The organism is Amycolatopsis sp. NPDC047767 (assembly GCF_040704195.1).
Taxonomy (GTDB): Bacteria; Actinomycetota; Actinomycetes; order Mycobacteriales; family Pseudonocardiaceae; genus Amycolatopsis.
Genome location: NZ_JBEYSJ010000007.1, coordinates 131865 through 155791, shown reverse-complemented (window position 1 = coordinate 155791; position 23927 = coordinate 131865). Strand labels below are relative to the sequence as shown.

Genomic DNA, 23927 nt, shown 5'->3' with positions numbered 1-23927 from the left:
TCGGCAAGGTAGACAGACTCAGCACACGTCGCAAGCGTTTGCGCAAACGCTTGCGAGTGAACCTCGTGAAGGACTGACATGCCACCAACCCGCTCCTCCCGGCCCACCCAGCGCGACATCGCGGAGCTCGCCGGGGTGTCGATCACGACGGTTTCGCACGTCGTCAACGGCACGCGCGCCGTCGCGGAGGACACGAAGGCCGCCGTGCTGCGGGCCATCGAGACCACCGGCTACACCGGTGACGCGATCGCTCGTTCGCTGGTCACGGGCGGTACGCGCTCGATCGGGATGGCGATCTCGCTGGTCGCCAACCCGTACTTCGCGGCGCTGATGCAGGCGATCGAGCGGGAGGCCTCCGCCAACGGCTACACGGTGCTGCTCGCCGACACGCACGACGCCACGGCGACCGAACGTGACGTGGTGCGGGCCCTGCGGTCCCGTCGCGTCGACGGCCTGCTGGTGACTCCCTCCCCGGGCGACGGTTCGGTGATCGGTGAACTCGTGTCGCTGGACGTGCCGACGGTGCTCATCGACCGGCTCTCGACCCGCACCGACGTCGACCAGGTCGGGGCGGAGAACATCCAGGCCACCTCGGCTTTGACGGCGCACCTCGCGTCGCTCGGGCACCGGCGGATCGGCATGATCTCCGGCGCGCCCGGCCTCACGACCAGCGACGAACGCGTGCTCGGCTACCGGTTGGGCCTGGGCCGTTCGGGGCTCGCGTGGTCGCCCGACCTCGTGGCCTGCGGGAACTCGCACCGCGACGGCGGCGCGCTGGCGTTGAGCACGTTGCTGGCGCTGCCGGAACCGCCGACGGCGCTGGTGGTGGCCAACGACAGCATGATGGTCGGCGTCCTGCACGAGGCCCGCCGGCGCGGCTTGCGCATCGGCCGTGACCTGCCGGTGGTCGTGTACGACGACGTGGAGTGGGCCGACCTGGTGGATCCACCGCTGACCACGATGGCGCAGCCGATCGAGGAGATCGGCCGCCGCGCCGTGCAGTTGCTGCTGGCCCGCCTCGCCGACCCGACGCGCGCGGCCGAGACCGTGCGGCTGCCGCCCACGCTGCGCCACCGGCAGTCGTGCGGGTGCCCCGGAGCGGCCTGACCGTTCACTCACACTGGTGATTCTTGGAGTGGATCGCCTTTCGCGCATCTCGGCTGGGCCTCCCGAGCGGTTACCGTTGGGTAAGCACGACGACGAGGGCCACGCACATGACCGCTCTGGCGCCGGAGATCCCGGTTTGGGGTACGCCGGTCACGCACCGGTTCGGTGTTGCCCTGGGCATGCACGCGAACCCGTACACCGGCGATTTGCTGCGCGCGATCCGCGGCGCCGCCGCGCGCGCCGGCTGCGACCTCATGCTCGCCGACACCCACGATTCCGTCGCCGAAGAGGCGGCCGTGGTGCGCGCGCTGCGGGCGGACCGCGTCGACGGGGTGCTCCTGGTCCCGGCCCCCGGCGACGACGCGGTCATCAACGGCTTGGTGCGCACGGGCGTCCCCACGGTGCTGGTCGACCGCATCGCCGGCCGCAACGACGTCGACCAGGTGGGCTCGGAGAACATCCAGGCGGTGTCTTCGCTGGTGGAGCACCTGGCTTCGCGGCGGCACCGGCGCATCGCCATGATCACCGGCGCCGCCGACTCGGCCGTCAGCGAAGAACGCACGCTGGGCTACCGCCTCGGCCTCGACCGCACCGGCCTGCGCTACAACCCCGAACTCGTCGCCTGCGGCATGTCCTCCCCGGGCGGCGCGGCCCGCGCCGCCGCCAAACTCCTGGACGGCTGGCCCTCGCCTTCCGCAGTGGTCGTCGCCGGCGAGTCGATGCTCATGGGCGTCCAATGGGAAGCCCACCGCCGCGGCATCCACATCGGCGCCGAACTCGCCGTCGTCGGCTTCGGCGACATGGCCTGGGCGCGCACCGTGTCTCCCGCCATCACCACCATGGCCCAGCCGATCTCGGAAATCGGCCGCCGGGCCGTGCAGCTGCTCATGGCGCGGGTGCAGGAGCCAGACCGCCGCCCGGAAGCGGTGCGGCTTGCGCCACGGTTCTTGCACCGCGCTTCATGCGGCTGCTAGAGCTTCACGGCTTTCGCTCTCCCCGCCCGGTTTCGCTCTCACCACCGCCGGCACGCGGCCCCGCCCTCCCAGGGGGCAGGCCCTGGACCCATTCTATCGGCCCCCACCGACAAAAATTCGTGATCGAGGCGCGAGGGCCGAAGTTATCCACAACTCGGGGTGCCTGTGGACAAGCGTCGGCCTAGGCGAGCGTCGCGGCGGCTTCGAGGAGTAGCCACGCTCCGGTTTGGACGGAGAGGTCGCGTTCGGGAGCGTCAGCGGGGGGTGGGCTCAGGGGCGCGGGGGTGGCCCATTCGGCGCTGAACAGGGGGCCGGTGGGTGTCTGGGTGGCGCCGGACCAGCAGGCGTCCGCGGTGGTGAGGACGAGGGTGCGGGCGGTGGCGGCTTCGGGGGTGGGCAGGCGCGGCACGGCGAGGGCGAGGTAGCGGGCGGCGATGGCGGCGAAGAGGCCGCCATCGCCGCCGTTTTGGCCGCGGAGGATGGCCGAGGGGGCGAGGTGGGTGGCGATGGCGCGGACGGTGCGAGAGGCGGCGTCCACATTGGACTGTTCGAGGCATGCGCCGAGGTAGACGCCTTGGCAGTAGGTGAAAATGTGCTTGATGAGCTCGCCGGTGTCGACGCGGAGGCCGTCCCAGACGAGGCCGGTGGCGGGGTCGACGAGGGTGTCGGTGAGCCACTTCGTCATGTCGCGCGCGCGGGTGGCGTCGCCTTCGCGGGCGTGGAAGATGGCGGCGGGGCCGTTGGCGGGGGCGTTCTTGAACGTGTCGCCGCGGCGCCACCAGATGCCGCCGCCGGCGTCATCGGTCCAGCCTTCGTGGAGCTGGGCGTCAATGTCCGCGATGGCGCGGTCCACATCGGACAGGTCGAGCGCGCGGACGCGTTGCAGGGCAAGGCCGAGCCAGGCGATGTCGTCGTAGTAGTCGTTGATCCACTTTCCGAAGTTGCGGAAGTGCACGGACTTCGCGAACCGCACGATCACCTTCGCCCGCTCGGGCTGCGGGTCGCGCAGCTGGGCGTCGACGAGGCAGTCGAGCAAATGCGCCTGCCACCAGTAGTTCCAGTGCCAGTGCAACCGCTGCCCGACGGTCGGCGGCCAGCCGCTGCGCCCCAGCACCGTCCCGGGCACACCCCAGACGCGCCGCAGGTGCCGCCCCCGCACGGCGCGCTCCGCCGCAGCCGCCCGCCCAACCCGGTCGACGCTCATACCCGCGATTCTGCCCGTTCGCGCAGGATGCCGCCCCCTGATCCCGGCCTGACCCGATTGAAACCGGTTCCTGACAACCCGCCCCTACGTTCGGTGAGGCCCAAGATCCACTCGACAGTCGGGGAGAACACCATGAACGCCAAGAAGCTCACCGTTTCCGGTCTCATCGGCGTGGCCGCCGCCTGCGGCGCTCTCGCGCTTTTCGGCCCGGCCGCCAACGCCGCGCCCACCAGCGCTCCGGCTCCGGTTGCCGCCCAGCGCACCGCTGCTCCTGCACCCGCGCAGCGCGGCACCGCCGCACCCACTCCCGCTCCCGCGCAGCGCGACATGGCTGCCCCGGCCCAGCGCCAAGCGGCCCCGGCCGGCCGCGCCGATGTCGCCGCACCCGCCGAACGCGGCACCACCGCGCCTGCTCCCGCCCAGCGCGGCACGGCTGCCCCGGCCCAGCGCCGAGCGGCCACGGCTCCGGCAGGTCGGACCGGTGTCGCCGCCCCGGTCCAGCGCGGCACCACCGCATCTGCTCCCGCCCAGCGCGGCACGGCTGCCCCGACCCGGCGTCAAGCGGCCCCGGCCGGCCGCACCGGCGCCTCCGCACCCGCCGAACGCAGCACCACCGCACCCGCTCCCGCCCGGCGCGGCACGGCTGCCCCGGCCCGGGCCGGTCGCATCGGCGCTTCTGCACCTGCTCCTGCCCAGCGCGGCACCGCTGCTCCCGCTCGGGGCGTCGCCCCGGCCAGCGCGCCGGCGCCGACCGGTCGCACCGGTGTTGCCGCCGCAGCTCACGAGCAGCGCGGCAGTGCCGCGGCTCCCGCACGACGGATCAGCGCGCCCGCGCAGCGCGGCACCACTGCCGCCGTCGGCCGCACCCGCGCCGCCGCCCCGGCTCCTGCCCAGCGCCGCACCGGCGTCACCGCTCCGGCGCCCGCCCACCGCTGAAAGCCCTAACCCAGGCGCCCAGCTGGAGCCACCCAGCGACCCCAGCCCAACCCCGCAACAAACTCAAAGAAGCGGCCCACAACACCGAAATCCGGCGACCGACCTACACAACCCGAGGCGCACCCAGACCCGGCCCTGCACCTCGATCCCCGCCTTCCACGCGGTCTGGACCACTTGTCAAGGTACTCTTTCCCGCCTTGACAAGTGGTCCAGACCGTAGTGACACTAAAAAATCGGGGTGCCCGCGCACACCGCGGAACAAGGCAATGATCCGCGCCAGCGGGTCGAGCCGGTCCTCGGCAAAATCACCAAGACCGAGACAAATCCGCATGCTCCCGAACCCAAGCATGCATCACAATCCCCGCCGCAACCCCGGCGTTGATCGACCGCGTGCTCCCGAACTGCGCGATCGACAACACCATCGACGCAGCAGCCTGAGCCTCTTCCGACAGCCCCGGCCCCTCCTGGCCGAAGAGCAGCACGCACTTCCGCGGCAGCGAAGCCACCTCCACCGGCACCGAACCCGGCGTGTTGTCCACCGCAACTACCGCAAGCCCGGCAGAAGCGGCAAAAGACACCAGCCCCGCGACATCCTCGTGGTGTCGCAGATGCTGGTACCGATCCGTCACCATCGCCCCGCGGCGGTTCCAGCGCCGGCGCCCCACGATGTGTACCTCGGCGGCAGCGAAGGCGTTGGCCGTCCGGACGACCGTGCCGATGTTGTGGTCGTGCTGGAAGTTCTCGATGGCCACGTGGAACGGATGGCGCCGAGCATCCACATCGGACACGATGGCCGAGCGGCGCCAGTACCGGTACGCGTCCACCACGTTCCGACGGTCCCCGTGCTCCAGCAACTCAGGGTCGTACCGCGGGTCCGTGGGCCACGAGCCCACCCAAGGACCCACACCAACCGGTTCACGACCCACCCACTCGGTGGGGCCGGCCTCGGGATCTTCCGTCACAAGGGACGATTCTCGCTCAGCCCAGGCGGACGCGGTGAGCCGGAGTGTCGTCGTGGCGGTGACGCCAGCGGTGGTAGGCGCCGACGTAGGAGAAGATGACCAGCGCCAACGCGATCACCGCGACGGCCGGCAGCAGCGAACGCGGCACCACGGTGTCGTACAGGTAGTACGCGTTGAACCCGCCCGGCAAGTCACCAAGTCCTTGCTGGTGCCGGAAGAAGTTCTCCGCCGCGGTCAGCGGGCACGGGACCGGGGTGACGTTCACCAGCACGCCCCACGCCGCGAAAAACACGTGCACGAGAGCGACGCGCGGCCAGCGCCACGCGAGGAAACCGCCGAGCCCGATGAACAAGAGGGCGAGGATGTGCACCGCCACCGTCACGTCGGCGAGGAAATGCGCCACCGAAGCGTTCACCACCGCCCCCTTTCCCCACGGCTTCTACCAGCGACGTTACTCCGGTAACCGTGCCCCGGCGGGCGAAAATTTCTCACTCGCTGTGATGTTCAACCCAGGGGAGCAACGCGTTCACCCGAGGGGTAACGGAGTGGTCACTCCGGGTACGAACTCCGTGCCGGAAAGATCCCTCACCGCACCCGATCACTCGTGGTGGGCTCTTCGTCCGCACTCGGGATGTACACGTCGCCGACGTTGATGTTCACCTCGACGACCTCCAGCCCCGTCATGCGTTCGATCGCGCCGATCACGCTGCGCCGAACCTGGCGCGAAAGGTCCGCGATGGGCACGCCGTACTCGACGACGATCTCCAGGTCCACCGCCGCCTGCTTCTCGCCGACCTCCACGGCCACGCCCTGGCCCGCACTCGCCGACGCGCCCGGGATGCGGTCGCGCAGCGCCCCCAGCGCCCGCGCCGCGCCGCCGCCCAGCGCGTGGACGCCCGGCACCTCGCGCGTGGCGAGACCGGCGATCTTCTGCACGACCACGTCGGCGATCGTCGTGGTGCCCTGGTCGGTCACGAGGCCAGGAGCCACCACGAGGTCAACGGTCTTCTCGGCGACAGTCATCGAAAATCTCCCTCAGTAGGTTGGGAAGCGCGGCGGGACAAGGCTTTCCTGCCCCGTCACCTCTTCGACACAACGGCCCGGTGATCGTCACGACCCGATCGTGTGACGCTCAGGAGAACGCACCGGCGTCGACGTCGGTGACGATCAGCCGCAACGTCGCGCCCGCCCACTCCGTGTCCGCCAGCACGGGCCGCACCACGGCCTCCGCCCGCGCCAGCAACGGCGGCAGCGGCAGCCGCGTGGCGATCAGCCGGACATGCACCGCCTCCGGCGTCAGATCCACCGCAGAACCCCAACTCCGCTCGACGGACGGCCGCAATCCCTCCACATCGGCCAGTGCCGCGACCACGCGTTCGGCGACCCTCACCGGCGCTCCAGCTCGATATCCACAATGGACACCACCACCGCGCCGACCGCCAGCCCCGTCTGCTCGGCCACCACGCGCATCACCGACCGCTGCACCGCTCGCCCCACGGCGGCGGCCTGGTCGAACGCCGACGTCACCACGTCGACCTCCACCGACAGCCCGCCCTCGACGTTGCGCACGCGCACGCCGTCGATCGGGGCCGGATCCAGCCCCTGCCACCGCCCGCGCGCCGCCCGCGTCCACGCCGTGACGAGACCGCGCAAGCCCGGCTCCAGCCGCACCACGCCGGGGGTGTCGAGCGCGGCCCGGGCCGCGACGCTCGCGACCACAGGGTCCGCGATCACGTACTCGGCCTCGCCCGTCATTCCCCGTCCTCGTACACGTCTTCGACCAGCAGGTCGAGCTTCGCGAGCGTCAGCCCGACGCGCGCCGCGGCCGCGGCCGTGACGCGTTCGCGCACCCGGGCCAACGTCTCGGCACCGGCGACGTTGCCCAGCCGCACCGCGAGGGTGAGCTCGACTTCGACGATCCCGCCCCCGTCGGAAGCCACCCCGACCGCGCGGACGCGACAGCGCCGCGCGCGGACGTCACCCGCGGAGTCGGCCGCATACCGCAGCACGACGGCCACGGCCGCCTCGCTCACCTCCACGCGACCTGGTTCCGGCGTCGGCAGGTCGAGCATCTGTCCGCGCCGCGCCTCCGCGCGCACGGCCGACATGATGCGTCCCACCAGGCCCGGCGGCACCGGATCCGGCTCGGCGACGAGCTCGGCCGTTGCCTCACGCAACGCCAGGAGGCTCGCGCGCGCGGTGCCGCAGTGCGGGCAGGTCGCCTCGTGCTCGTCGACCGCGTCGAGCCGGTCCCAGAGCGCGTCCAGGTCCCGGCCGCAGGGCAGTTCATACCCTTGGTTCACCGCCACGGCTTCATCACCTCCGCCAGCTGCGCCCGAGCCCGGGCGATGCGGCCCCGGACCGCCGCCGGGTTCACCCCGACGACCTCGGCGATCTCGTCGTAGGAGCGGCCGTGGACCTCACGCAGGAGCCAGCACACGCGTTGCGGCGGCGTGAGCTGCTGCAACGCCGCGTTGAGCGCTTCGAGCTGCCCGTTGACCTGCGCCGCGTGCTCCGGCTGTCCGTCGGTGCGCGGCGACTCGGCCAGCTCCAGGTCGACGTCGGCCTGCGGACGGCGCGCGCGGATCACGTTGAGGCAGCGGTTGGCGGTACTGCGGTAGAGCCAGCCGACGAACGCGCTGTCGTCCTGCAGCTGCGCGAGCTTGCGCCAGGCGCCGAGGAACACCTCCTGCACCACGTCCTCGGCGTCGCCACGGTGGTTGAGCATCTTCACCGCGAGCCGGAACATGGGTGCTTGGTAACGCAGCACGAGCTGTTCGTACGCCCGCACGTCGCCGTCTCGGGCGCGGCCGACCAGCGTCGCGTCGTCGAGCTCCGTCGTGGTCACGGCACCCCCTTCCACCAGGGGGACACCTGCGAGGGGGCGTTCGTCACGCACGCATTCTCGGTGATCTTCGAGAATCGCGCTCAGCTCAGGCCGAGGTCGTCCTTGTCGAGCAGGTAGCGGTACTCGAGACCTTCCTTCTCGATGGCCTCACGCGCGCCCGTGTCGCGGTCGACCACCGTGGCGACGCCGGCGACGATCGCCCCGGCCTCGCGCAGCGCCTCGACGGCCGTGAGCACACTGCCGCCCGTGGTCGAGGTGTCCTCGACGGCCAGCACGCGCTGCCCCCGCACCTCGACGCCCTCGATGCGGCGCTGCATGCCGTGCTCCTTCACCGCCTTGCGGACGACGAAGGCGTCGAGCACCATCCCGTCGCTCGCGGCGGAGTGCAGCATCGCCAGCGCGACCGGGTCGGCGCCGAGGGTGAGGCCGCCGGCGGCGACGTAGTCCCAGTCGGCCGTGAGCTGCCGCAGCAGCTTCCCGATGAGCGGCGCCGCCGCGTGGTGCAGGGTCGCCCGGCGGAGATCGACGTAGTAGTCGGCTTCCTTGCCCGACGATAGGGTCACCTTGCCGTGCACCACGGCCAGTTCGGTGACCAGCCTGGCCAGTTCGAGCTTCGCACTTTGATCCAACCCGGGGTACGCCACGGCCGAGAGTCTTACACACGCCACCGACAGGCCCGCTCGTCACTCGCCGAGCGCGACGGCCGTCACGGGCCGCGTCCGCGTGGCCACCCAGGCGGGCACCAGCGACGCCACCAGCGCGAGCACGGCGGCGGTCGCGACCACGGTGAGGTAGACCCCGATCGGCCCGGTCGGCAGCGGCGAACCCGTGGCCACCAGGCAGAACGGCACGATCGCGCCCGCGGAGACGACCGTGCCGAGCACCACGCCGATCGTCGCGATCAGGCCGCCTTCGACGCCGGCCATGCGCAGCACCTGCGTCCGCGTGAAGCCGCCGAGACGCTGGAGGCCGAACTCGCGGCGACGGCGCGCGGTGGCCATCACGAGCGTGTTCAAGACCGAGATCACGGTGTAGCCGATGATCATCCCGATCATCAGGTAGTTGACCCACGCGCCCACCGCGTCACCGGTTGCGTGCGCGGCGAGCAGCGACTCGCGGTCACCGACGGACACGGGTTGGCCGACGGTGGCCGTGGTGAGGTTCGCCGTGAGCCGCGCCTGGTCGACGCCGGGCGCGGCGCGCACCAGCACCTGCGGCGCAAGACCCGCGGTGGTGTGGGCGGCGAGCAGGCCGGCGGGGAACAGCAGCGTCTCGAACCCGGCGCGCTGGTCGACGAGCGCGACGACGCGAACGGCCACCTCGTACCCGTCCCCGAGCCGGAGCGTGACGACGTCGCCGACTCCGCGGTGCAGCCCTGTGGCCACGCTCGCGGGCAACGCGACGGCGTCGCCGGTGAGCGCGTCGAGGCTGCCCGCGGTGACCTTCGCCGACGTCGTCTGCGCGGCGCTGCCGGCGGTGAGGCCGAGGGCCGGGTGGCCGTCGTCGTCCTGGCTGTCGTCGTAGGGCGCGGTGACGAAGACCGTGCTGGTCACGTACTCCGACGCGGCGACGACGCCCGGTGCGTCCTGCACGCGCCGGAGCAGCTCGGGGCTGACGCCGGCCGGGGCGGCCACCACGGCGTCGGCACGCAGGTCTTCGGTGAAAGCCTGCTGCGACACCGCTTGGGTGGTCGTCTGCAGGTAGATGTTGGCAGTCGCGATGCCCACGGCCAGCATGATCGGCGTGACCGCGCCCGACACCTTCGTCGCCGCGGCCCGCGTGTTGGCCAGCGCCAGCCAGCCGGTGACGCCGCCAAACAGGCGGACTGGAGCGCGAAGCAGCAGCGCCATGAGCTTCGTGACGCCAGGGCTGATCGCCGCGACGCCGATCGCCCACAGCATCACCGCGGGTCCCGCCGTGCTCGCCGCGATGGGACCGGTCATCACCGCGAGCGTCACGATTCCGAGCGCCGTGCCGCCGCCGAAGCAGAGCACGGCGACGATCAGCCGCAACGGCGTGAGCCACCGGCGTTCGACCGCGGCTTCGGCCAGCGCTTCCATCGGCCGGATCCGGCTCACGCGCCGGGCCGCGACCACGGCCGCGAGCACCACGGCGAGCAACGTCGCGCCGGCGGCGACGACCATCGGCAGCCAGCCCTGGTGGAACTGCACGACGTCGGGCACGACGCCGGCGTTCGTCAGACGGCCGAACAGCCGGCGGCCGAGCAACGGGCCGAGCGCGGCGGCCGCGGCGATGGCGAGCACGCCGATCGCGACAGCCTCGCCGAGCACCATCCGGCGCAGCTGCCGTGGAGTGGTGCCGATGGCGCGCAGCAGAGCCAATTCCCGGCGGCGCTGCTGCGTCGCGAGGCCCAAGGTGCTGGCCACGACGAACAACGCGACGAGCACGGACAGGCCACCGGACACAGCCGAGAGGACCACGAGGTTGGTGCCGCTGGCGTCGGCCTGCGGGAACTCGGCGTGGCCGCGGTCGTCGCCGGTCAACGCGACGATTCCGTCGCCAAGATTCAGGCGCGCGGCGACGGTGGCGGGGTCTTCGCTCGTGAACACACCGAAGTCGTCGATCTGGTTTCCGGCCAGCCGCGCGGCTTCGGTGGTGGTGAAGAAGATCGTGGGCGCGGTCGTCGACGCGGTGGCGATGCCGGCGACGCGGTAGGTGCCGGTGGTGCCGCGGGCGGCGAGCTGGATGGTGTCGCCGGGCTTCGCGGTCACGTCGGCGACCACGACCTCACCGTCGCCGGGAGCGTGGCCCGAAGTGAGCGTGTACGGCGTGAGGACGGCTGAATCCCAGGCGTGGCCGGTCGCCGGACCTTGCGGCAGCGCCACGGGAACGGTGACGTCACTGACCACAGTGGACACTCCGGATGTCGCGCGGATCTTGGCGGCCAGCGCCGGATCCAGCCGCACGGTCTCCGGCAGCGCGACCCCTTCGGTCTTGAGCTTGCCCTCGCCCGGATCCCGTTTGGGGAGCCGGATCTCCTGCTGCCCCGCCACGACGATCGGCGCGGCCGCCAGCCGCTGCGGCGGCGCGTCGGCGCGGATGCCCGTCTCCATCAGGCCACCGCACGCCGACACGATCACCGCGCCGAGGAACGCGGCCACGAACGTCGCGAGGAAACCGCCTTTGCGCAACCGGAGCGTGCGCAGCGCGAGCCGGAACATCAGGCACCACCGACCGCGACGGCGCCGGCCCACGCGCCGAGGTGCGTCATCCGCGCGGCCACGGCTTCGGGAGTCGGGTGCGCGAGCTCGCCGGCAACGCGGCCGTCGGCGAGGAAAACCACGCGGTCGGCGTGCGCGGCGGCAACCGGGTCGTGGGTCACCATCACGACGGTGAGCCCGCCGCGCACCGAATCCCTCAGCAGGGCAAGGACTTCGGCCGCGGTGCGCGTGTCGAGGGCGCCCGTGGGCTCGTCGGCGAAGAGCACGGCCGGGCGCGCCACGAGCGCCCGCGCGATGGCCACGCGCTGCTGCTGCCCGCCGGACAGCTCACCCGGGTGGTGCCGGCGCCGGTCGGCGAGGCCGACATGCGTGAGCATCCGCGTCACCAGCTTGCGGTCGACGCGGCGGCCGGCCAGGCGGAGCGGGAGCACCACGTTCTGCTCGACCGTCAGCGCGGGCAGGAGGTTGAACGCCTGGAACACGAAGCCGATCCGGTCGCGGCGCAGCTTCGTCAGCTGCGTCTCCGACAGCTTCGCGAGGTCCTGCCCGTCGAGGTGCACCGAGCCGGCCGTCGGGCGGTCTAGGCCCGCGGCGCAGTGCAGGAACGTGCTCTTGCCCGAGCCCGAAGGCCCCATCACGGCGGTGAACCCGCCGCGCGGGAACACCAGGTCGACGCCCGCCAGCGCGGTGACCCGCCCGTAGTCCTTCCGCACGGCCTGCAGCCGCACCGCCTCATCCGTCATGGGAAAACGCTAGGCAGCGACGGCGGTTCGCACCCTGGTGCCAGCTCGCCGGACCGGGGTGGGGGCAGCCCTACCTCACGTGCGGCTCCGGTTGCCGAACCCGGCCGACAGGCGGCGCAGCACCCCGCGCGGCAGCAGCCCGGTGACGGCGACCAGCGCTTTGTACTGCAGGCTCGGCACGGAGATGACCTTGCCGCGGCGCAGATCCGCGAGCGCTTCGTTCACGACCTGCTCGACGCCGAGCCAGAACGCCTGCGGGCCTTCCTTCTCCAGGCCGGCGCGCTCGTGGAACTCCGTGGTGGTGAAGCCGGGGCAGAGCGCCATCACGCGGACGCCGGGCGGCAGCGACGTTGCGATGCCTTCGGTGAACGACGTGACCCAGTTCTTGCTGGCCGTGTACGTGGAGCCGCGGCCGGAGAAGAAGCCGGCGACGCTGGAGACGTTGATGATGTCGCCGTGGCCGCGCTCGACCATCCCGGGCAGGGCGGCGCGGGTGAGACGCAGGACGGCGGTGACGTTCACGTCGAGCTGGCGCTGCAACGCGTCGGGCGAGATCTTCCAGAAGTCGCCGGAGAGGCCGAAGCCGGCGTTGTTGATCAGCAGGTCGACTGGTTCCGCGGTGAGCCGTTCCTCGACCTTCGCGCGTCCGTCCACTTCGGACAGATCGGCGGGGAGCACCTCGGTGTTCACTTGATGGCGTTCTGCCAATTGCTTGGCGAACGCTTCGAGGCGCGCTCGGTCGCGGGCGACGAGCACGAGGTCGTGTTTCTCGGCGGCGAGCGTGCGCGCGAACTGCGCTCCGATGCCCGCGGTGGCTCCGGTGATCACGGCGGTGGCGGTCATGGGGCGAACCTACCTGCAGTCGCGTTTGTCCCAGTGGCGAAGTATGGTCCGGCCCATGGGCAAGCACACCCAGCGAAAGCCCGGTTACCTCCCGAAGGTGGCCTCCGGTGCGGCACCCCTCGCACTGCTGCTCGCCGGCCCTGCGTCCGCGCTGGCCGATCCCACTCTTCCCCTCGACGGCCTGCCGCTGGACCTGCAGCAGCACGGCACGCTCGACCACTCCGTGCACTCCTCGGCCGCATCGGTGGGGGTCGCCCGCGACACCTCCGTGGCGACCCACGGGCTGCCGGTGTCGGCGGCTTCTTCCCTGACGCAGGCGGTGTCCGACACCACCGGGTACGGCCTTTCGGATTCACTCACAGCGGTGAAAACGACCAACGGTTTTTCGCAGTCACAGCGCCACGAAGTGCGGACGGGCTCGCCGGTGCGGCTGATGGCGGGCAACTCGTCGCGGGTCACGTCCACTTCGCCCGCTTCTTCCACGGCAGAGGGCGTCTGGCTGCCCTACGGCGTCGACGTCCCCACGGACTCCTCCGGCGCCGGCAGCTTCGCCGGCGACCTCGGCGGCGGCGTGGGGGTGCACCGCACGTCCGGCTACGCCGTGGACTTCGGCGGGCTGGGCTCGGTGGTGGCCAACTCGGAGCACCACGCCACGGGCCAGTTCGTCGGCTCCCTGGACGTCTCGGACGTCGGCCAGCGCCACATCGCGACGGCCGAGGCCGGGCCGGTTTCGGGCTTCCTGCTGACCACGCAGTCCTTGTCGGGCAACGACTTCCGCGGCGAACTGAAGGCAGCGGACGCCACTTCGGCGCGGGTTTCGACGGGGACTTCGGTTTCGTCGCGGGTCGGCCACACGCAGTCGGCGGGGGCGACGGCGTTCGGGGCTCCGGTGGTGCCGGATGTGGTGTTTTCGACGCCGCCGTTGGGGTGAGCTGCTTCCGGAGATGAAAACGGCCGCCTCTTTCGGGACGGCCGTTTCTCGTGCAATGAAGCCTCGCCGTCGGGCGGCCGCCTTGCGGGCGGCCGTACTCGCGCACGGGTCAGGCTTCGTCGCGTTCAGGGTCTGGCTTCGCCGGCGAGGCCATGAACGGGGCGGATGCGATGCACCGTTGACGTGCGGCGGAACCGACATGAAGGTGTTGACCCGGACATAAAACGGCCGCCTCTTTCGGGGCGGCCGTTTCGCGTTCGGGGTCAGTCGTCGTCGACGTCCGGGTCGGGTTTGGCCGGTGGGGCGGCCGGGACGGAGCCGTAGGTGCTCGGGCCGCTCGACGGGGTGCGGGGCTCGGGCGGGGTCGGGGCGTCGGCCGGGTGAGTTTCGACGGGGGTCGTCGCGCGGGTGTCGACCGGGGTGGTGGCGCGGGTGTCCGCCGGGGACGGGGCGCGGGTGGCCGAGCGGGGTTCCGAAGCGGCGGCGGGTGCGGGGGTGCCGGCGGCGGGGGTCCAGGTGCGGCCGGTGTCGTAGTCCTCGTCGAAGGGGTCGACGATGTCGGCGATCTCGCCGAGGTCGCGCAGCAGGCGCTCGAGGCGCGAAGGCCCGGCGTTGGGCACGACGCTCGCCAGCACCCACTCGTTCTCGAGCCAGGCGACGCCGACGTCGCCGCCGAGCTGGTCGGCCGCGTCCACCAGCTCCTGGGTGATGACGGCGCGGGCGCCTTCGGAGTCGTCGGCGAAGGCGTAGCGCTGGCCGATCGGGCCGAGCATCTCGGGCATGTTCTCGCGCTGGAACGGCACGCTCGACAGCCACATCTCCACCGGCACGCGGTGCGTCTTGTTGCAGCGCACAGCCACGACCGTCGCCGGGATCTGGCCTTCGGACTCGATGTCGAAGATGAACACCGGGCGGCGGCCGTCGGAGGTGAAGGTGGAGCCCGCGACCACGTTCACCGCCGCGTCGGCGCCGAAGTAGCCGATCGCACCGCCCGACCACTGCCGGGGCAGCCGCTCGTCCTCCTCCACGAACTGCCAGCCGCGCAACTGGGCCCAGCGCATGCGCTCGCGATTGCGCGAGCCTTCCTTGGCCCGGTCGGCCGCGAGCAGGCCGAGCCCCGCCACCAGCGCGACGGCGGCGATGACGAACCAGATCCACGCCGAGATACCCACGACGGTGAGAGTATCGCTGCTCGGGCTCTACATCCGAACGCCCGCACCGTGTCGGCGCGCCCCTTTCGAGGCAGCCGTCGAAACGAGGTCGACAAATCGCCTTGTCTGCCTGTTTTTCAGCAGCACGGCGCCCCACCGCCGACCCGTCTCGTGGCACCAGCGGGCCACCCGGGCGAAGCCCCGAACACAGCAGAACGGCCCTCCCACCGAAGTGGAAGGGCCGTTCAAACCCGGCAACCGTCAGACCCGCTCGACCGTCAGCGTGTCTCCGGCCTCCAGTTGCGGGATGTCCACCCGCACGGTGTCGCCGTCGCGGATGTCACCCGACAGCAGCTTCTTCGCGAGCTGGTCGCCGATCGCCGACTGCACCAGCCGGCGCAGCGGCCGGGCGCCGTAGATCGGGTCGAAGCCGTTCAGAGCCAGCCACTCGCGGGCCCCGTCGGTGACCTCCAGGTGCAGCCGCCGCTGGGCCAGCCGGGCCGCGAGCCGCGCGACCTGGATGTCCACAATGGACGTCAGCTGCTCGGTGCCGAGGGCGTGGAACACCACGATGTCGTCCAGCCGGTTCAGGAACTCCGGCTTGAACTGCCGCTGCACGGTCTCCAGCACCGCGTCGCGACGCTGGTTCTCGTCCAGCGACGGGTCGGCGATGGCCTGGGAGCCGAGGTTCGACGTCAGGATGAGGATGGTGTTGCGGAAGTCCACCGTCCGGCCCTGGCCGTCGGTCAGCCGGCCGTCGTCGAGGACCTGCAGGAGCACGTCGAACACGTCCGGGTGCGCCTTTTCGACCTCGTCGAGCAGAACCACCGTGTACGGGCGGCGCCGCACGGCCTCGGTGAGCTGGCCGCCCTGGTCGTAGCCGACGTAGCCCGGAGGGGCACCCACGAGCCGCGCCACCGAGTGCTTCTCGGAGTACTCGCTCATGTCGATGCGCTGCATCGCGCGCTCGTCGTCGAACAGGAACTCCGCCAGGCCCTTCGCCAGCTCCGTCTTGCCGACACCCGTCGGGCCGAGGAACAGGAACGAACCCGTCGGACGGTCGGGGTCGGCAACACCGGCGCGGGCGCGCCGGACCGCGTCCGACACCACCTGCACGGCCTGCTCCTGCCCGATCACGCGGCGGCCGAGCTCCTCCTCCATGCGGAGCAGCTTGCCCGTCTCGCCCTCGAGCAGCCGGCCGGCGGGAATGCCGGTCCACGCGCTGACCACGTCGGCGACGTCGTCCGCGCCGACCTCTTCCTTCAGCATCACGTTCTGCTGGCTGACCTCCGACGCGGCCGTGGCCGCCTCGAACTCCTTCTCCAGCGCCGGGATCCGGCCGTAGCGCAGCTCGGCGGCCTTGCCCAGGTCACCGTCGCGCTCGGCGCGCTCCGACTCGCCGCGCAGCTGCTCCAGCTGCTCCTTGAGCTCGCGGACGCGCTCGATCGAACCCTTCTCGTTCTGCCAGCGAGCGGTCAACGCGGTCAGCGTCTCCCGCTTCTCGGCCAGCTCGGCCCGCAGCGCGGACAACCTCTCCAACGAAGCGGCATCGTCCTCCTTGGACAGTGCCATCTCCTCGATCTCCATGCGCCGCACCGCGCGCTCCACCTCGTCGATCTCGACGGGGCGCGAGTCGATCTCCATGCGCAGCTTGGAGGCGGCCTCGTCGACGAGGTCGATCGCCTTGTCCGGCAGGAACCGAGCGGTGATGTAGCGATCGGACAGCGTCGCGGCGGCCACCAGTGCGGCGTCCGTGATCCGGACACCGTGGTGCACCTCGTAGCGCTCCTTGAGCCCACGCAGGATCGCGATCGTGTCCTCCGGCGACGGCTCGCCCACCAGCACCTGCTGGAAGCGCCGCTCCAGAGCCGCGTCCTTCTCGATGTGCTGGCGGTACTCGTCGAGCGTGGTCGCGCCGACCATCCGCAGCTCACCGCGCGCGAGCATCGGCTTGATCATGTTGCCCGCGTCCATCGCGCCCTCGCCCGTGGCACCGGCGCCGACGATCGTGTGCAGCTCGTCGATGAAGGTGATGACCTCGCCGGCCGAGTCCGTGATCTCCTTGAGCACGGCCTTCAGCCGCTCCTCGAACTCACCGCGGTACTTCGCGCCGGCCACCATGGACCCCAGGTCCAGGGCCACCACGCGCTTGCCGCGCAGCGATTCGGGCACGTCACCGGCGACGATGCGCTGGGCCAGGCCCTCGACGATCGCTGTCTTGCCGACGCCCGGCTCACCGATCAGCACCGGGTTGTTCTTGGTGCGCCGCGAAAGCACCTGCACGACGCGGCGGATCTCCGTGTCGCGCCCGATGACCGGGTCGAGCTCACCGGCGCGGGCGCGCTCGGTCAGGTCGACGCCGTACTTCTCCAGCGCCTTGAACGTGCTCTCCGGGTCCGCGCTCGTGATGCGCGCCGAACCCCGCACCTTCGCGAACGCCTCCTGCAACGCCTCGGGCGTCGCGCCGTGGCGCTTCAGCAGCTCCGCGACCTGGCCACCCTCGGTGGCGAGGCCGACGAGCAGGTGCTCGGTCGACACGTACTCGTCACCGAGCTCGGTGGCGAGCTTCTGCGCGTGCGTCAGCGACTTCACGGCGTTCGTGTCGAACTGCGGAGTCGACACGGTGGCGCCCGTCGCGGACGGCAACGCGTGGATGATCGGGTCGAGCTCCTTGTGCACCACCTCCGGGTCGGCCCCGACCGCGGTCAGCAGTGGTGCGGCCAGTCCCTCACCCTGCGCCAGCAGGGCGCCCAGCAGGTGGGCGGCCGAAACGTGCGGGTTGCCGGCCATCGTGGCCGCCTGTGCCGCCGACGAGATCGCCTGCTGGGTCTTCGTGGTCGGGTTGAAAGCGTCCATCCCTCACCTCATGCGCTCTGTGAAAAGTCCAGGTGACAGCCCTGACCAAGGACCATCGACTTGTACAACGTCAGAAAACTTGAGTCTGTTCCGCTCAACTCTGAACTGGCGTCACCGCGTCCGCCGGAAGTCTCGGTCCCAGCCTGCCCAGGCCCGCCACGGCGAGGCAAGCGCAGCCGCCGACCAGCACCCAGGGTAACCACGCCGACACGGAGAACAACGCCACCACCGCCGGCGCCAGCACCTGCGCGACGGTGAACGCGTACTGGAACGCGGCCAGGTACCTGCCCTTCGCTTCCGGCGGGGCGGCGGCCTCGGCGAGCGCGCCCGAGCGCGGCCCGAAAACCAGGTCGCCCGCGGCGTAGACGAGCGTCGCGGCCAGCAGGTATACCACCTGCCAGCTGCGCGGCACGACCAGCACGCCCAGGCTGACCACGCACCAAGCCGCGAAGAGCGCCGAGCCGCCCCGCATCGCCGCGACCCGGTTGAGCCGGCGCGTGAGCCGCAACGCGAGCGTGCCGCCGACGCTGGTGACCACCGTGAGCAGGAACAGGATCGCGCCCGGCAGCCAGCGCGGGCCGTGGAGCAGGTCGAGCACGAACACCGGCGTGCCGATGAGGAAGAAGTCCAGCGACAGCCCGAACATTCCGCTGAACAGGATCAACGCCAGGTACGGCCGGTCGCGCAGCACCCCGCTGCGTGCCTTCGGGTACGCCGTGCTTCTCCGCTGCGGCCGCACAACCCCCGCGATGAGCACGGCCGCCACCATGAACGTTGCGACATCCAGCGCCAGCGCCACGCTGTACCCGTCGTCGCCGATCCACAGCAGGATCCCCGACGACGTCAGCCCGCCGAGCCCGAAACCGCCCGCCCGCACCATGCCGACCTCCGCGAACGGCCGGTCCTTCGGCACGTCGCCGGCGACGTCGGCGATCAGCGCGTACAGCGAGCTGTAGAACAGCTGCTGTCCGGCCGCCAGCAGGACCGCCGCCACCACGACCGCGGCGACGCCGTCCGCCATCAGGTACGCCGCCGCGCCCGCCGCCTGCAGCAGCTGCGCGCCGACGATCACCGCGCGCGGCCCCGTGCGGTCCACGAGCCGGCCCGCGAGCGGCGGCACGACCAGTCCCGCCAGCGTCCCGAGCGTCACGGCCGTGCCCGCCAACGCGAGCGGGACGCCGACCACGCGCGTCACGTAGACCAGCGCCAGCGGCAGGAACAGGCCGGAGCCGAAGTTGTCGATCCCCAGCGCGCACAACAACGCGACCCGGCTCCGCGTCACGACCTGGACGCTACCGCCGGGACAGGACCCGAGGTCAGGGCCGGAAGGAGACTTCACGAGCCGCCGAATGCCACTGGCGGTAGAGCGGGCCGGCCCGGCCACGTCCGTCCGGTTGACCGGGAGGGGTCCCGGGCCGGCGGACCTACGTTGCCGGGCATGGGAACTCTTCGCAAGACGATCGCCGGAACGTTCGTCGCGGCCGCTGCTCTTGCCGTCGTGGCGCCCGCGGCCTCCGCCAATCCAGCCGACCCAGCCGGCTTCCGGTGGAACACCTTCACCGGCACGGCCACCGCGACCTACGGGCCGGCCGCCGTCCAGAGCGCGACGCTCGACGCGCGCAACCAGGCGGCCTTGAACCAGTACAACGGCTACAACGACTGCTCGGTGTCCGGCCAGAACGTGCAGCAGACGCAGCCGGACCCGTCCCCGATCTTCACCGCGACCGTGACGCTGAGCTGCTCGCAGACCACGTGAGCGGCCCCGGAACTGCCTGAGCCCCGGCGTAGGGGGCCGGGGCTCAGGCGTTTCCGCTGGTCGAGGTTCAGCCGAGATTGAGCGTGCCGCTGTGGCGCACGAAGTCCGGCTCGGCCTCCAGCACCACGTCGTGGTGGGCCGGGGTGCCGAGGTTCACCGTGAGCGGCTCGGCGTGCGGCGCGTGGCCGTATGCGGTGACCGTGAGCGTGTGCGCGCCCGCGGGCACGCCGTCGAGGTCGTATGCACCGGCGCTGCCGCTCAGGCCCGAGGCGACGACCTTGCCGGCGCTGTCGGTGAGCGTCAGGGCCGCGCCGGCGACCGCGGCGTGGCGCCCGGCCGTGCGGACGCGGCCGGTCACGCCGCCCGTGCCGCCGAGCAGCAGGTCGTGCCACGCCGGTGTGCCGGTGAGGCGCACCGTGGACACGGCCGGCGGGAGCGAGCCCGCCGTCGCGAGCAGCACGTGCTCGCCGGTGGAGCCCGCCACCAGGGCGAACTCGCCGTTGCGGGCGCTGCGGCCGACGTCGACCTGGCGGCCCGAAGCGTCCGTGAGCGTGAGCACGACACCCGGGACGGGGCGGCCGTCGGCGTCGAGGACGCGGCCGCGCAGAGCCGTCGCGACCTCGGCCGCAGGCGCGGGCGCCACGGCCGGAGTGGTGTCGGCGTCGAGAGTCCGGCGCAAGGGGACCTCCTTCATGAAAACCACCGCCAGCAACGTCACCACAGCGATGAAGCCGGCGAACAGGAACACCGTGCCGGTCGCGTCGCCGAACGCCGCGCGGACGATCGGCTGCAGCGCGGCGGGCAGGCCGTCGATGTCGAACGTGCCGCCACCGCCGTGCACCGCGTCGCCGGCCGGGAGGCCGAGGCGGGTCAGCGACGACGTGATGTTCGTGGCCACCTTCGCGGACAGCACCGCGCCGAGCGCCGAAACGCCGGCGGCGCCGCCGAGCGAGCGGAAGAACGTGACCACCGAGGACGAGGAACCCATGTCCTTCATGGCCACGGTGTTCTGCACGACCAGCACCAGGTTCTGCAGGAGGAACCCGAGCCCGATGCCGACCAGGCCGAGGTAGACGCCCATCAGCGTCAGGTTCGTCGCGTGATCCACCGTGCTGAGCAGGAAGAGCCCGGCCGGCAGCAAGATCCCGCCGGTGATCATGAACGGCTTCGTACGGCCCGTGCGCGAGATGACCTGTCCGGCGCTCGTCGACGCGACAGCCAGGCCGAGCACGAGCGGCAGCGTCATCAGGCCCGCGTGCGTGGGCGAGAAGCCGCGCGAGATCTGGTAGTACTGCCCGAGGAAGACCGAGCCACCGAACAGCGCGGTGCCCACCGCCAGCGAGCCGAGCACCGAAAGCGTGAAGGTCCGGTTGCGGAACAGGCGCAGCGGCACCACCGGCTCAGCGGCGCGCGATTCCACGAGCACCGCCAGCGCCAGCGCCACCACAGCGCCACCGACGTACGCCACGCTCGTCCACGAGGCCCACGCGAAGGTGGCGCCGGCGAGCGAAACCCAGATCAGCACCAGGGCCACGCCACCGACGAGCAGGGTGGCGCCCAGCCAGTCGATGCGCACCTTGCGCTTGAGCACCGGCAGGTGCAGCGTGCGGCCGAGGACCACGAACGCGATCACGGCGATGGGCACGCAGACCCAGAAGCACCAGCGCCAGCCCAGCGGCGAGTCCACGATCAGGCCGCCGATCAGCGGCCCGGCGGCCGTGGCGACAGCGAAGACCGCGCCCGTGTAGCCCGAGTAGCGGCCGCGTTCGCGCGGGGCGATCATCGCGGCGATCACGACCTGGATCAGCGCCTGCAGGCCACCGAGGCCCACCCCCTGCAGCGCGCGGAACGCGATCAGCTCCGGCATCGACTGCGAGATGCCGCCCAGCGCCGAGCCGATCGTGAAGATGACGATGGCGAGCTGGTACAGCAGCTTCTTGCTGAACAGGTCGGAGAGCTTGCCCCAGATCGGCGTGGTCGCGGTCGACGTCAGCAACGTCGCGGTGACCACCCACGTGTACTGGCTCTGCGAACCGTGCAGGTCGGCGAGGATCGTCGGCAGCGCGTTGGACACGATCGTCGACGACAGGATCGCCACCAGCAGGGCGAGCAACAGGCCCGAGAAGGCCTTCATGATCTGCCGGTGGCTCATCTGCTCGCCGGCGACTTCGGTACTCACTTGCGTTGGGTCACTTCCCGACTTCCGCTTGGTCCACGGCGCACTCGGGGGGCCCGAGCACGGTGCGGAGACCGCTGTTGAGTTCTGCGAGCCGGGTCGTCAGGTCGGCGATCCGCTCTTCGTCCCAACCACCGAGGGCCTTCTCGAAGAACGCGATGTAGCGTTCCCGCCACTTCTCGACCTCGGCCAGCCCCTTCTCGGAGATGCTGATCAGCGACGCGCGCCCGTCCTCCGGGGCGGGGCGACGGTCCACCAGGCCGGCAGCCTGCAGCTGCGAGATCTGGCGGCTGACCACCGAGAGGTCCACGAGCTTGCGCTTGGCCAGCTCGGAGGGCCGGGCTTCACCGTGCTTCGCGAGGTCCGACAGCAGCATCCCGGCGGCGGGGTGGAGGCCGGGTTCGGCCTCCCAGGCCTGCATGATCCACAGGTGCTGCAGCTGCGAAGCGTTCCTGAGCTCACGCATCAGTTCGACCCTGACGTCGTCGGCAGAGCTCATGGGCTTTCCTTCCGGGCCGGACACTGTTCGAGCGCCCACTTGGTTGTGCCATACAAGTTTATGTCCTGATGGTTGCGTAGGGCAACTATCTATCCGGTGACCTGCCCCACGCTCGCCGACCTGACCGGTAACCCGACCGGAGCAACGTTGCTGGCAAAGGGCCGCAGGGCGGCTACTCTGCGGACGAGCCGCAGTCAGGGGACGCGACGACAGCGTCCTGAAGACTATTGAGGGGAACGAGGTGGGACAGTGGTGAATTCCCTCGGCGCCGACCGCAGAGGCCGGCCCGAGCCGGAGTGCTGCCACGGCCCGGCCACTCGCCCGTGATCGCTCCGCCCGCGTCCCCGAACCGCCCCCGACCTGCGAACGACACTCGATGACAGCCGATTCGATCAGCCCGATCCCCCGCTCGGCGGCGCCCCGCGAGACGCCTGCCGCCGTGGCCGCGATGGTGCGGCTGATCCGTGACACCTGGGCGATGTCCGAGCCCTTCATCCCGGAGATCTCGCAGTTCTTCTACGGGATGCTGTTCACGCTCGCCCCGGTCACGCGCGACTTCTTCCCCATCAACATGGAGGTGCAGCGCGGGCGGCTCGTGCGCGCGCTGGTGCACATCGTGCAGATGGTGGACCGGCCCGACGACCTCGTGCCGTTCCTGCGCCAGCTCGGGCGCGACCACCGCAAGTTCGGCGTGATCCCGCGGCACTACGAGGCCGTGGGCACGGCGCTGCTGGCCGCGCTGAAGAACCACCTGGGGCCGCAGTGGACCCCGGAGGTCGAGCGCGCCTGGGCGGAGGCGTTCACGATCGTCGCGCGCGCCATGCAGGAGGCGGCGGCCGCGGACGTGAACCCGGCGTCGTGGCACGCGACGGTGGTGGAGCACCGGCGGCTGACGTGGGACTTGGCCCTGGTGCGGCTCCTGCCCGAGCAGCCCGTGCCGTACCTGCCGGGGCAGTACATGAGCGTGGAGGTGCCGCAGCGGCCGCGGTTGTGGCGCTACCTCTCGCCGGCCAACGCGCCGCGGGAGGACGGGGGCATCGAGTTCCACGTGCGCGCGGTCGACGGCGGCTGGGTCTCGCGCGCGATCGTGAGCCACACGCAGCCCGGCGACGTCTGGCGGCTCGGTCCGCCGCTGGGGCGCATGGCCGTGGACCGTGAACGGTCCCGCGGCGTCGTGATGGTCGCCGGCGGAACCGGTGTCGCGCCGCTGCGCTCGATCCTCGACCACCTGGCGATGTGGGGCGAGAACCCCAAGACGCGGCTGTTCTACGGCGGGCCCGCACGAGAGGACCTCTACGACCTCGAGGAGCTGCGCGCGCTGTCGTCCACGAACCCGTGGCTGACCGTGACCCCGGTCGTCGAACGCGGCGACCACCTGCCCGGTTGCGAGCAGGGGACCTTGGCGGAAGCGGTTACGCGGTATGGGGCCTGGCCCGACCACGACATCCTCGTGTCGGGTTCTCCCTCGATGATCCGCGCGACAGTTTCCCGCATGCTGGTCGCCGGAAGTGTGCTGGGCCAAATCCAGTACGACCCGTTCACCATCGATTGATCCGCGCTGGGCGGTTATCGGCCCACGAAAAGTGTTCCCTGCCAAGGGAAACCGCGGAAGATCATTTTCACAGAGCGCCAGATCAGGTTTACCAGCCGTGTCGATAATTGCTCCGTTCGAGCGGGAACGGCGTTAACTACACCCGTTTTTCTCCAGTGGCGCCTACAGTCGGGATTCCTCGGGGGCGGCACGCGTACGCAAAGCCGC

The 23927-nt window shown here is 71.3% G+C and carries 22 protein-coding genes and 1 pseudogene; 6 read left to right on the top strand and 17 right to left on the bottom strand.

The window, feature by feature from the left end:
• Positions 1–78: 78 nt before the first annotated feature.
• Together AB0878_RS15440 and AB0878_RS15435 are read left to right on the top strand one after the other, a co-directional pair.
• Positions 79–1107 carry a LacI family DNA-binding transcriptional regulator gene (locus tag AB0878_RS15440; RefSeq protein WP_366580240.1) on the top strand — a complete coding sequence of 343 codons (1029 nt, stop codon included), beginning with the start codon at positions 79–81 and terminating at the stop codon, positions 1105–1107.
• A gap of 107 nt (positions 1108–1214) precedes the next feature.
• Entirely contained in the window at positions 1215–2081 is an 867-nt protein-coding gene (locus tag AB0878_RS15435) for a substrate-binding domain-containing protein (protein ID WP_366580238.1), read from the top strand.
• Positions 2082–2262: 181 nt separating this feature from the next.
• On the opposite strand, the gene AB0878_RS15430 is transcribed toward AB0878_RS15435, so the two are convergent.
• A complete protein-coding gene (locus tag AB0878_RS15430; RefSeq protein WP_366580236.1) occupies positions 2263–3285 on the bottom strand; it encodes a glycoside hydrolase family 76 protein in 1023 nt (340 codons plus the stop codon).
• 132 nt (positions 3286–3417) lie between these two features.
• On the opposite strand from AB0878_RS15430, the gene AB0878_RS15425 reads away from it, so the two are divergent.
• The gene (locus AB0878_RS15425) at positions 3418–4221 is read left to right on the top strand and encodes a hypothetical protein (RefSeq protein ID WP_366580234.1); all 804 of its coding nucleotides are present in this window, start codon (positions 3418–3420) and stop codon (positions 4219–4221) included.
• A 305-nt stretch (positions 4222–4526) separates the two neighbouring features.
• Here the strand turns inward: AB0878_RS15425 and AB0878_RS15420 are convergent, their stop codons facing one another.
• From AB0878_RS15420 to AB0878_RS15370, 11 genes are all read right to left on the bottom strand, one after another.
• Positions 4527–5183, bottom strand: a complete 657-nt coding sequence (locus AB0878_RS15420) for an RNA methyltransferase (RefSeq protein ID WP_366580232.1) — start codon at positions 5181–5183, stop codon at positions 4527–4529.
• A gap of 16 nt (positions 5184–5199) precedes the next feature.
• On the bottom strand, positions 5200–5586 hold the full coding sequence (locus AB0878_RS15415) for a DUF2784 domain-containing protein (RefSeq protein ID WP_366580545.1): 387 nt from the start codon (positions 5584–5586) through the stop codon (positions 5200–5202).
• Between the two features lie 182 nt (positions 5587–5768).
• Positions 5769–6206, bottom strand: coding sequence for an Asp23/Gls24 family envelope stress response protein (locus AB0878_RS15410; protein ID WP_364054515.1), 438 nt, complete (start codon positions 6204–6206; stop codon positions 5769–5771).
• 109 nt (positions 6207–6315) lie between these two features.
• Positions 6316–6573 carry a hypothetical protein gene (locus tag AB0878_RS15405; protein ID WP_366580229.1) on the bottom strand — a complete coding sequence of 86 codons (258 nt, stop codon included), beginning with the start codon at positions 6571–6573 and terminating at the stop codon, positions 6316–6318.
• On the bottom strand, positions 6570–6938 hold the full coding sequence (locus tag AB0878_RS15400) for an Asp23/Gls24 family envelope stress response protein (RefSeq protein ID WP_366580227.1): 369 nt from the start codon (positions 6936–6938) through the stop codon (positions 6570–6572). Before AB0878_RS15400 ends, AB0878_RS15405 begins: the two co-directional genes overlap by 4 nt.
• Complete coding sequence (locus AB0878_RS15395; RefSeq protein WP_366580225.1) at positions 6935–7492, bottom strand: Asp23/Gls24 family envelope stress response protein; 558 nt, start codon at positions 7490–7492, stop codon at positions 6935–6937. Before AB0878_RS15395 ends, AB0878_RS15400 begins: the two co-directional genes overlap by 4 nt.
• Positions 7483–8031, bottom strand: a complete 549-nt coding sequence (locus AB0878_RS15390; RefSeq protein ID WP_366580223.1) for a sigma-70 family RNA polymerase sigma factor — start codon at positions 8029–8031, stop codon at positions 7483–7485. The genes AB0878_RS15395 and AB0878_RS15390 overlap by 10 nt, the downstream gene beginning before the upstream one ends.
• Positions 8032–8111: 80 nt before the next feature.
• Entirely contained in the window at positions 8112–8675 is a 564-nt protein-coding gene (gene pyrE, locus AB0878_RS15385; protein ID WP_366580221.1) for an orotate phosphoribosyltransferase, read from the bottom strand.
• 39 nt (positions 8676–8714) lie between these two features.
• The gene (locus tag AB0878_RS15380) at positions 8715–11213 is read right to left on the bottom strand and encodes an ABC transporter permease (RefSeq protein WP_366580219.1); all 2499 of its coding nucleotides are present in this window, start codon (positions 11211–11213) and stop codon (positions 8715–8717) included.
• Entirely contained in the window at positions 11213–11956 is a 744-nt protein-coding gene (locus AB0878_RS15375) for an ABC transporter ATP-binding protein (protein WP_366580217.1), read from the bottom strand. The genes AB0878_RS15380 and AB0878_RS15375 overlap by 1 nt, the downstream gene beginning before the upstream one ends.
• Positions 11957–12031: 75 nt before the next feature.
• Complete coding sequence (locus AB0878_RS15370) at positions 12032–12799, bottom strand: SDR family oxidoreductase (RefSeq protein WP_366580215.1); 768 nt, start codon at positions 12797–12799, stop codon at positions 12032–12034.
• A 55-nt stretch (positions 12800–12854) separates the two neighbouring features.
• Between AB0878_RS15370 and AB0878_RS15365 the strand changes: the two genes are divergently transcribed.
• Positions 12855–13730 (top strand): hypothetical protein, encoded by an 876-nt coding sequence (locus AB0878_RS15365; RefSeq protein ID WP_366580214.1) that lies wholly within the window; start codon positions 12855–12857, stop codon positions 13728–13730.
• Positions 13731–14257: 527 nt separating this feature from the next.
• On the opposite strand, the pseudogene AB0878_RS15360 reads toward AB0878_RS15365, so the two are convergent.
• The 3 genes and pseudogenes from AB0878_RS15360 to AB0878_RS15350 form a co-directional block, all read right to left on the bottom strand.
• Positions 14258–14902, bottom strand: a pseudogene (locus tag AB0878_RS15360) (hypothetical protein); the annotation flags it as partial.
• 240 nt (positions 14903–15142) lie between these two features.
• Positions 15143–17737 (bottom strand): ATP-dependent chaperone ClpB, encoded by a 2595-nt coding sequence (clpB, locus tag AB0878_RS15355; RefSeq protein WP_366580212.1) that lies wholly within the window; start codon positions 17735–17737, stop codon positions 15143–15145.
• Positions 17738–17831: 94 nt separating this feature from the next.
• Positions 17832–19019: an MFS transporter gene (locus AB0878_RS15350; protein ID WP_366580210.1), complete on the bottom strand. Its 1188-nt coding sequence runs from the start codon at positions 19017–19019 to the stop codon at positions 17832–17834.
• A 156-nt stretch (positions 19020–19175) separates the two neighbouring features.
• Here AB0878_RS15350 and AB0878_RS15345 point away from each other — a divergent pair, with 156 nt between their 5' ends.
• Entirely contained in the window at positions 19176–19493 is a 318-nt protein-coding gene (locus tag AB0878_RS15345; RefSeq protein ID WP_366580208.1) for a hypothetical protein, read from the top strand.
• Positions 19494–19560: 67 nt separating this feature from the next.
• Here AB0878_RS15345 and AB0878_RS15340 read toward each other — a convergent pair whose 3' ends face one another.
• Complete coding sequence (locus AB0878_RS15340; protein WP_366580206.1) at positions 19561–21672, bottom strand: MFS transporter; 2112 nt, start codon at positions 21670–21672, stop codon at positions 19561–19563.
• Between the two features lie 10 nt (positions 21673–21682).
• Complete coding sequence (locus AB0878_RS15335; protein WP_366580204.1) at positions 21683–22168, bottom strand: MarR family winged helix-turn-helix transcriptional regulator; 486 nt, start codon at positions 22166–22168, stop codon at positions 21683–21685.
• 376 nt (positions 22169–22544) lie between these two features.
• Between AB0878_RS15335 and AB0878_RS15330 the strand changes: the two genes are divergently transcribed.
• Entirely contained in the window at positions 22545–23720 is a 1176-nt protein-coding gene (locus AB0878_RS15330; protein WP_366580202.1) for a globin domain-containing protein, read from the top strand.
• Positions 23721–23927 lie beyond the last annotated feature (207 nt).

Coding starts and splice junctions, on each gene's coding strand:
- AB0878_RS15345 (WP_366580208.1), top strand. CDS start 19,176: ATGGGAACTCTTCGCAAGACGATCGCCGGAACGTTCGTCGCGGCCGCT.
- AB0878_RS15365 (WP_366580214.1), top strand. CDS start 12,855: ATGGGCAAGCACACCCAGCGAAAGCCCGGTTACCTCCCGAAGGTGGCC.
- clpB (WP_366580212.1), bottom strand. CDS start 17,737: ATGGACGCTTTCAACCCGACCACGAAGACCCAGCAGGCGATCTCGTCG.
- AB0878_RS15430 (WP_366580236.1), bottom strand. CDS start 3,285: ATGAGCGTCGACCGGGTTGGGCGGGCGGCTGCGGCGGAGCGCGCCGTG.
- AB0878_RS15330 (WP_366580202.1), top strand. CDS start 22,545: ATGACAGCCGATTCGATCAGCCCGATCCCCCGCTCGGCGGCGCCCCGC.
- AB0878_RS15375 (WP_366580217.1), bottom strand. CDS start 11,956: ATGACGGATGAGGCGGTGCGGCTGCAGGCCGTGCGGAAGGACTACGGG.
- AB0878_RS15425 (WP_366580234.1), top strand. CDS start 3,418: ATGAACGCCAAGAAGCTCACCGTTTCCGGTCTCATCGGCGTGGCCGCC.
- AB0878_RS15400 (WP_366580227.1), bottom strand. CDS start 6,938: ATGACGGGCGAGGCCGAGTACGTGATCGCGGACCCTGTGGTCGCGAGC.
- AB0878_RS15335 (WP_366580204.1), bottom strand. CDS start 22,168: ATGAGCTCTGCCGACGACGTCAGGGTCGAACTGATGCGTGAGCTCAGG.
- AB0878_RS15380 (WP_366580219.1), bottom strand. CDS start 11,213: ATGTTCCGGCTCGCGCTGCGCACGCTCCGGTTGCGCAAAGGCGGTTTC.
- AB0878_RS15440 (WP_366580240.1), top strand. CDS start 79: ATGCCACCAACCCGCTCCTCCCGGCCCACCCAGCGCGACATCGCGGAG.
- AB0878_RS15410 (WP_364054515.1), bottom strand. CDS start 6,206: ATGACTGTCGCCGAGAAGACCGTTGACCTCGTGGTGGCTCCTGGCCTC.
- AB0878_RS15370 (WP_366580215.1), bottom strand. CDS start 12,799: ATGACCGCCACCGCCGTGATCACCGGAGCCACCGCGGGCATCGGAGCG.
- AB0878_RS15435 (WP_366580238.1), top strand. CDS start 1,215: ATGACCGCTCTGGCGCCGGAGATCCCGGTTTGGGGTACGCCGGTCACG.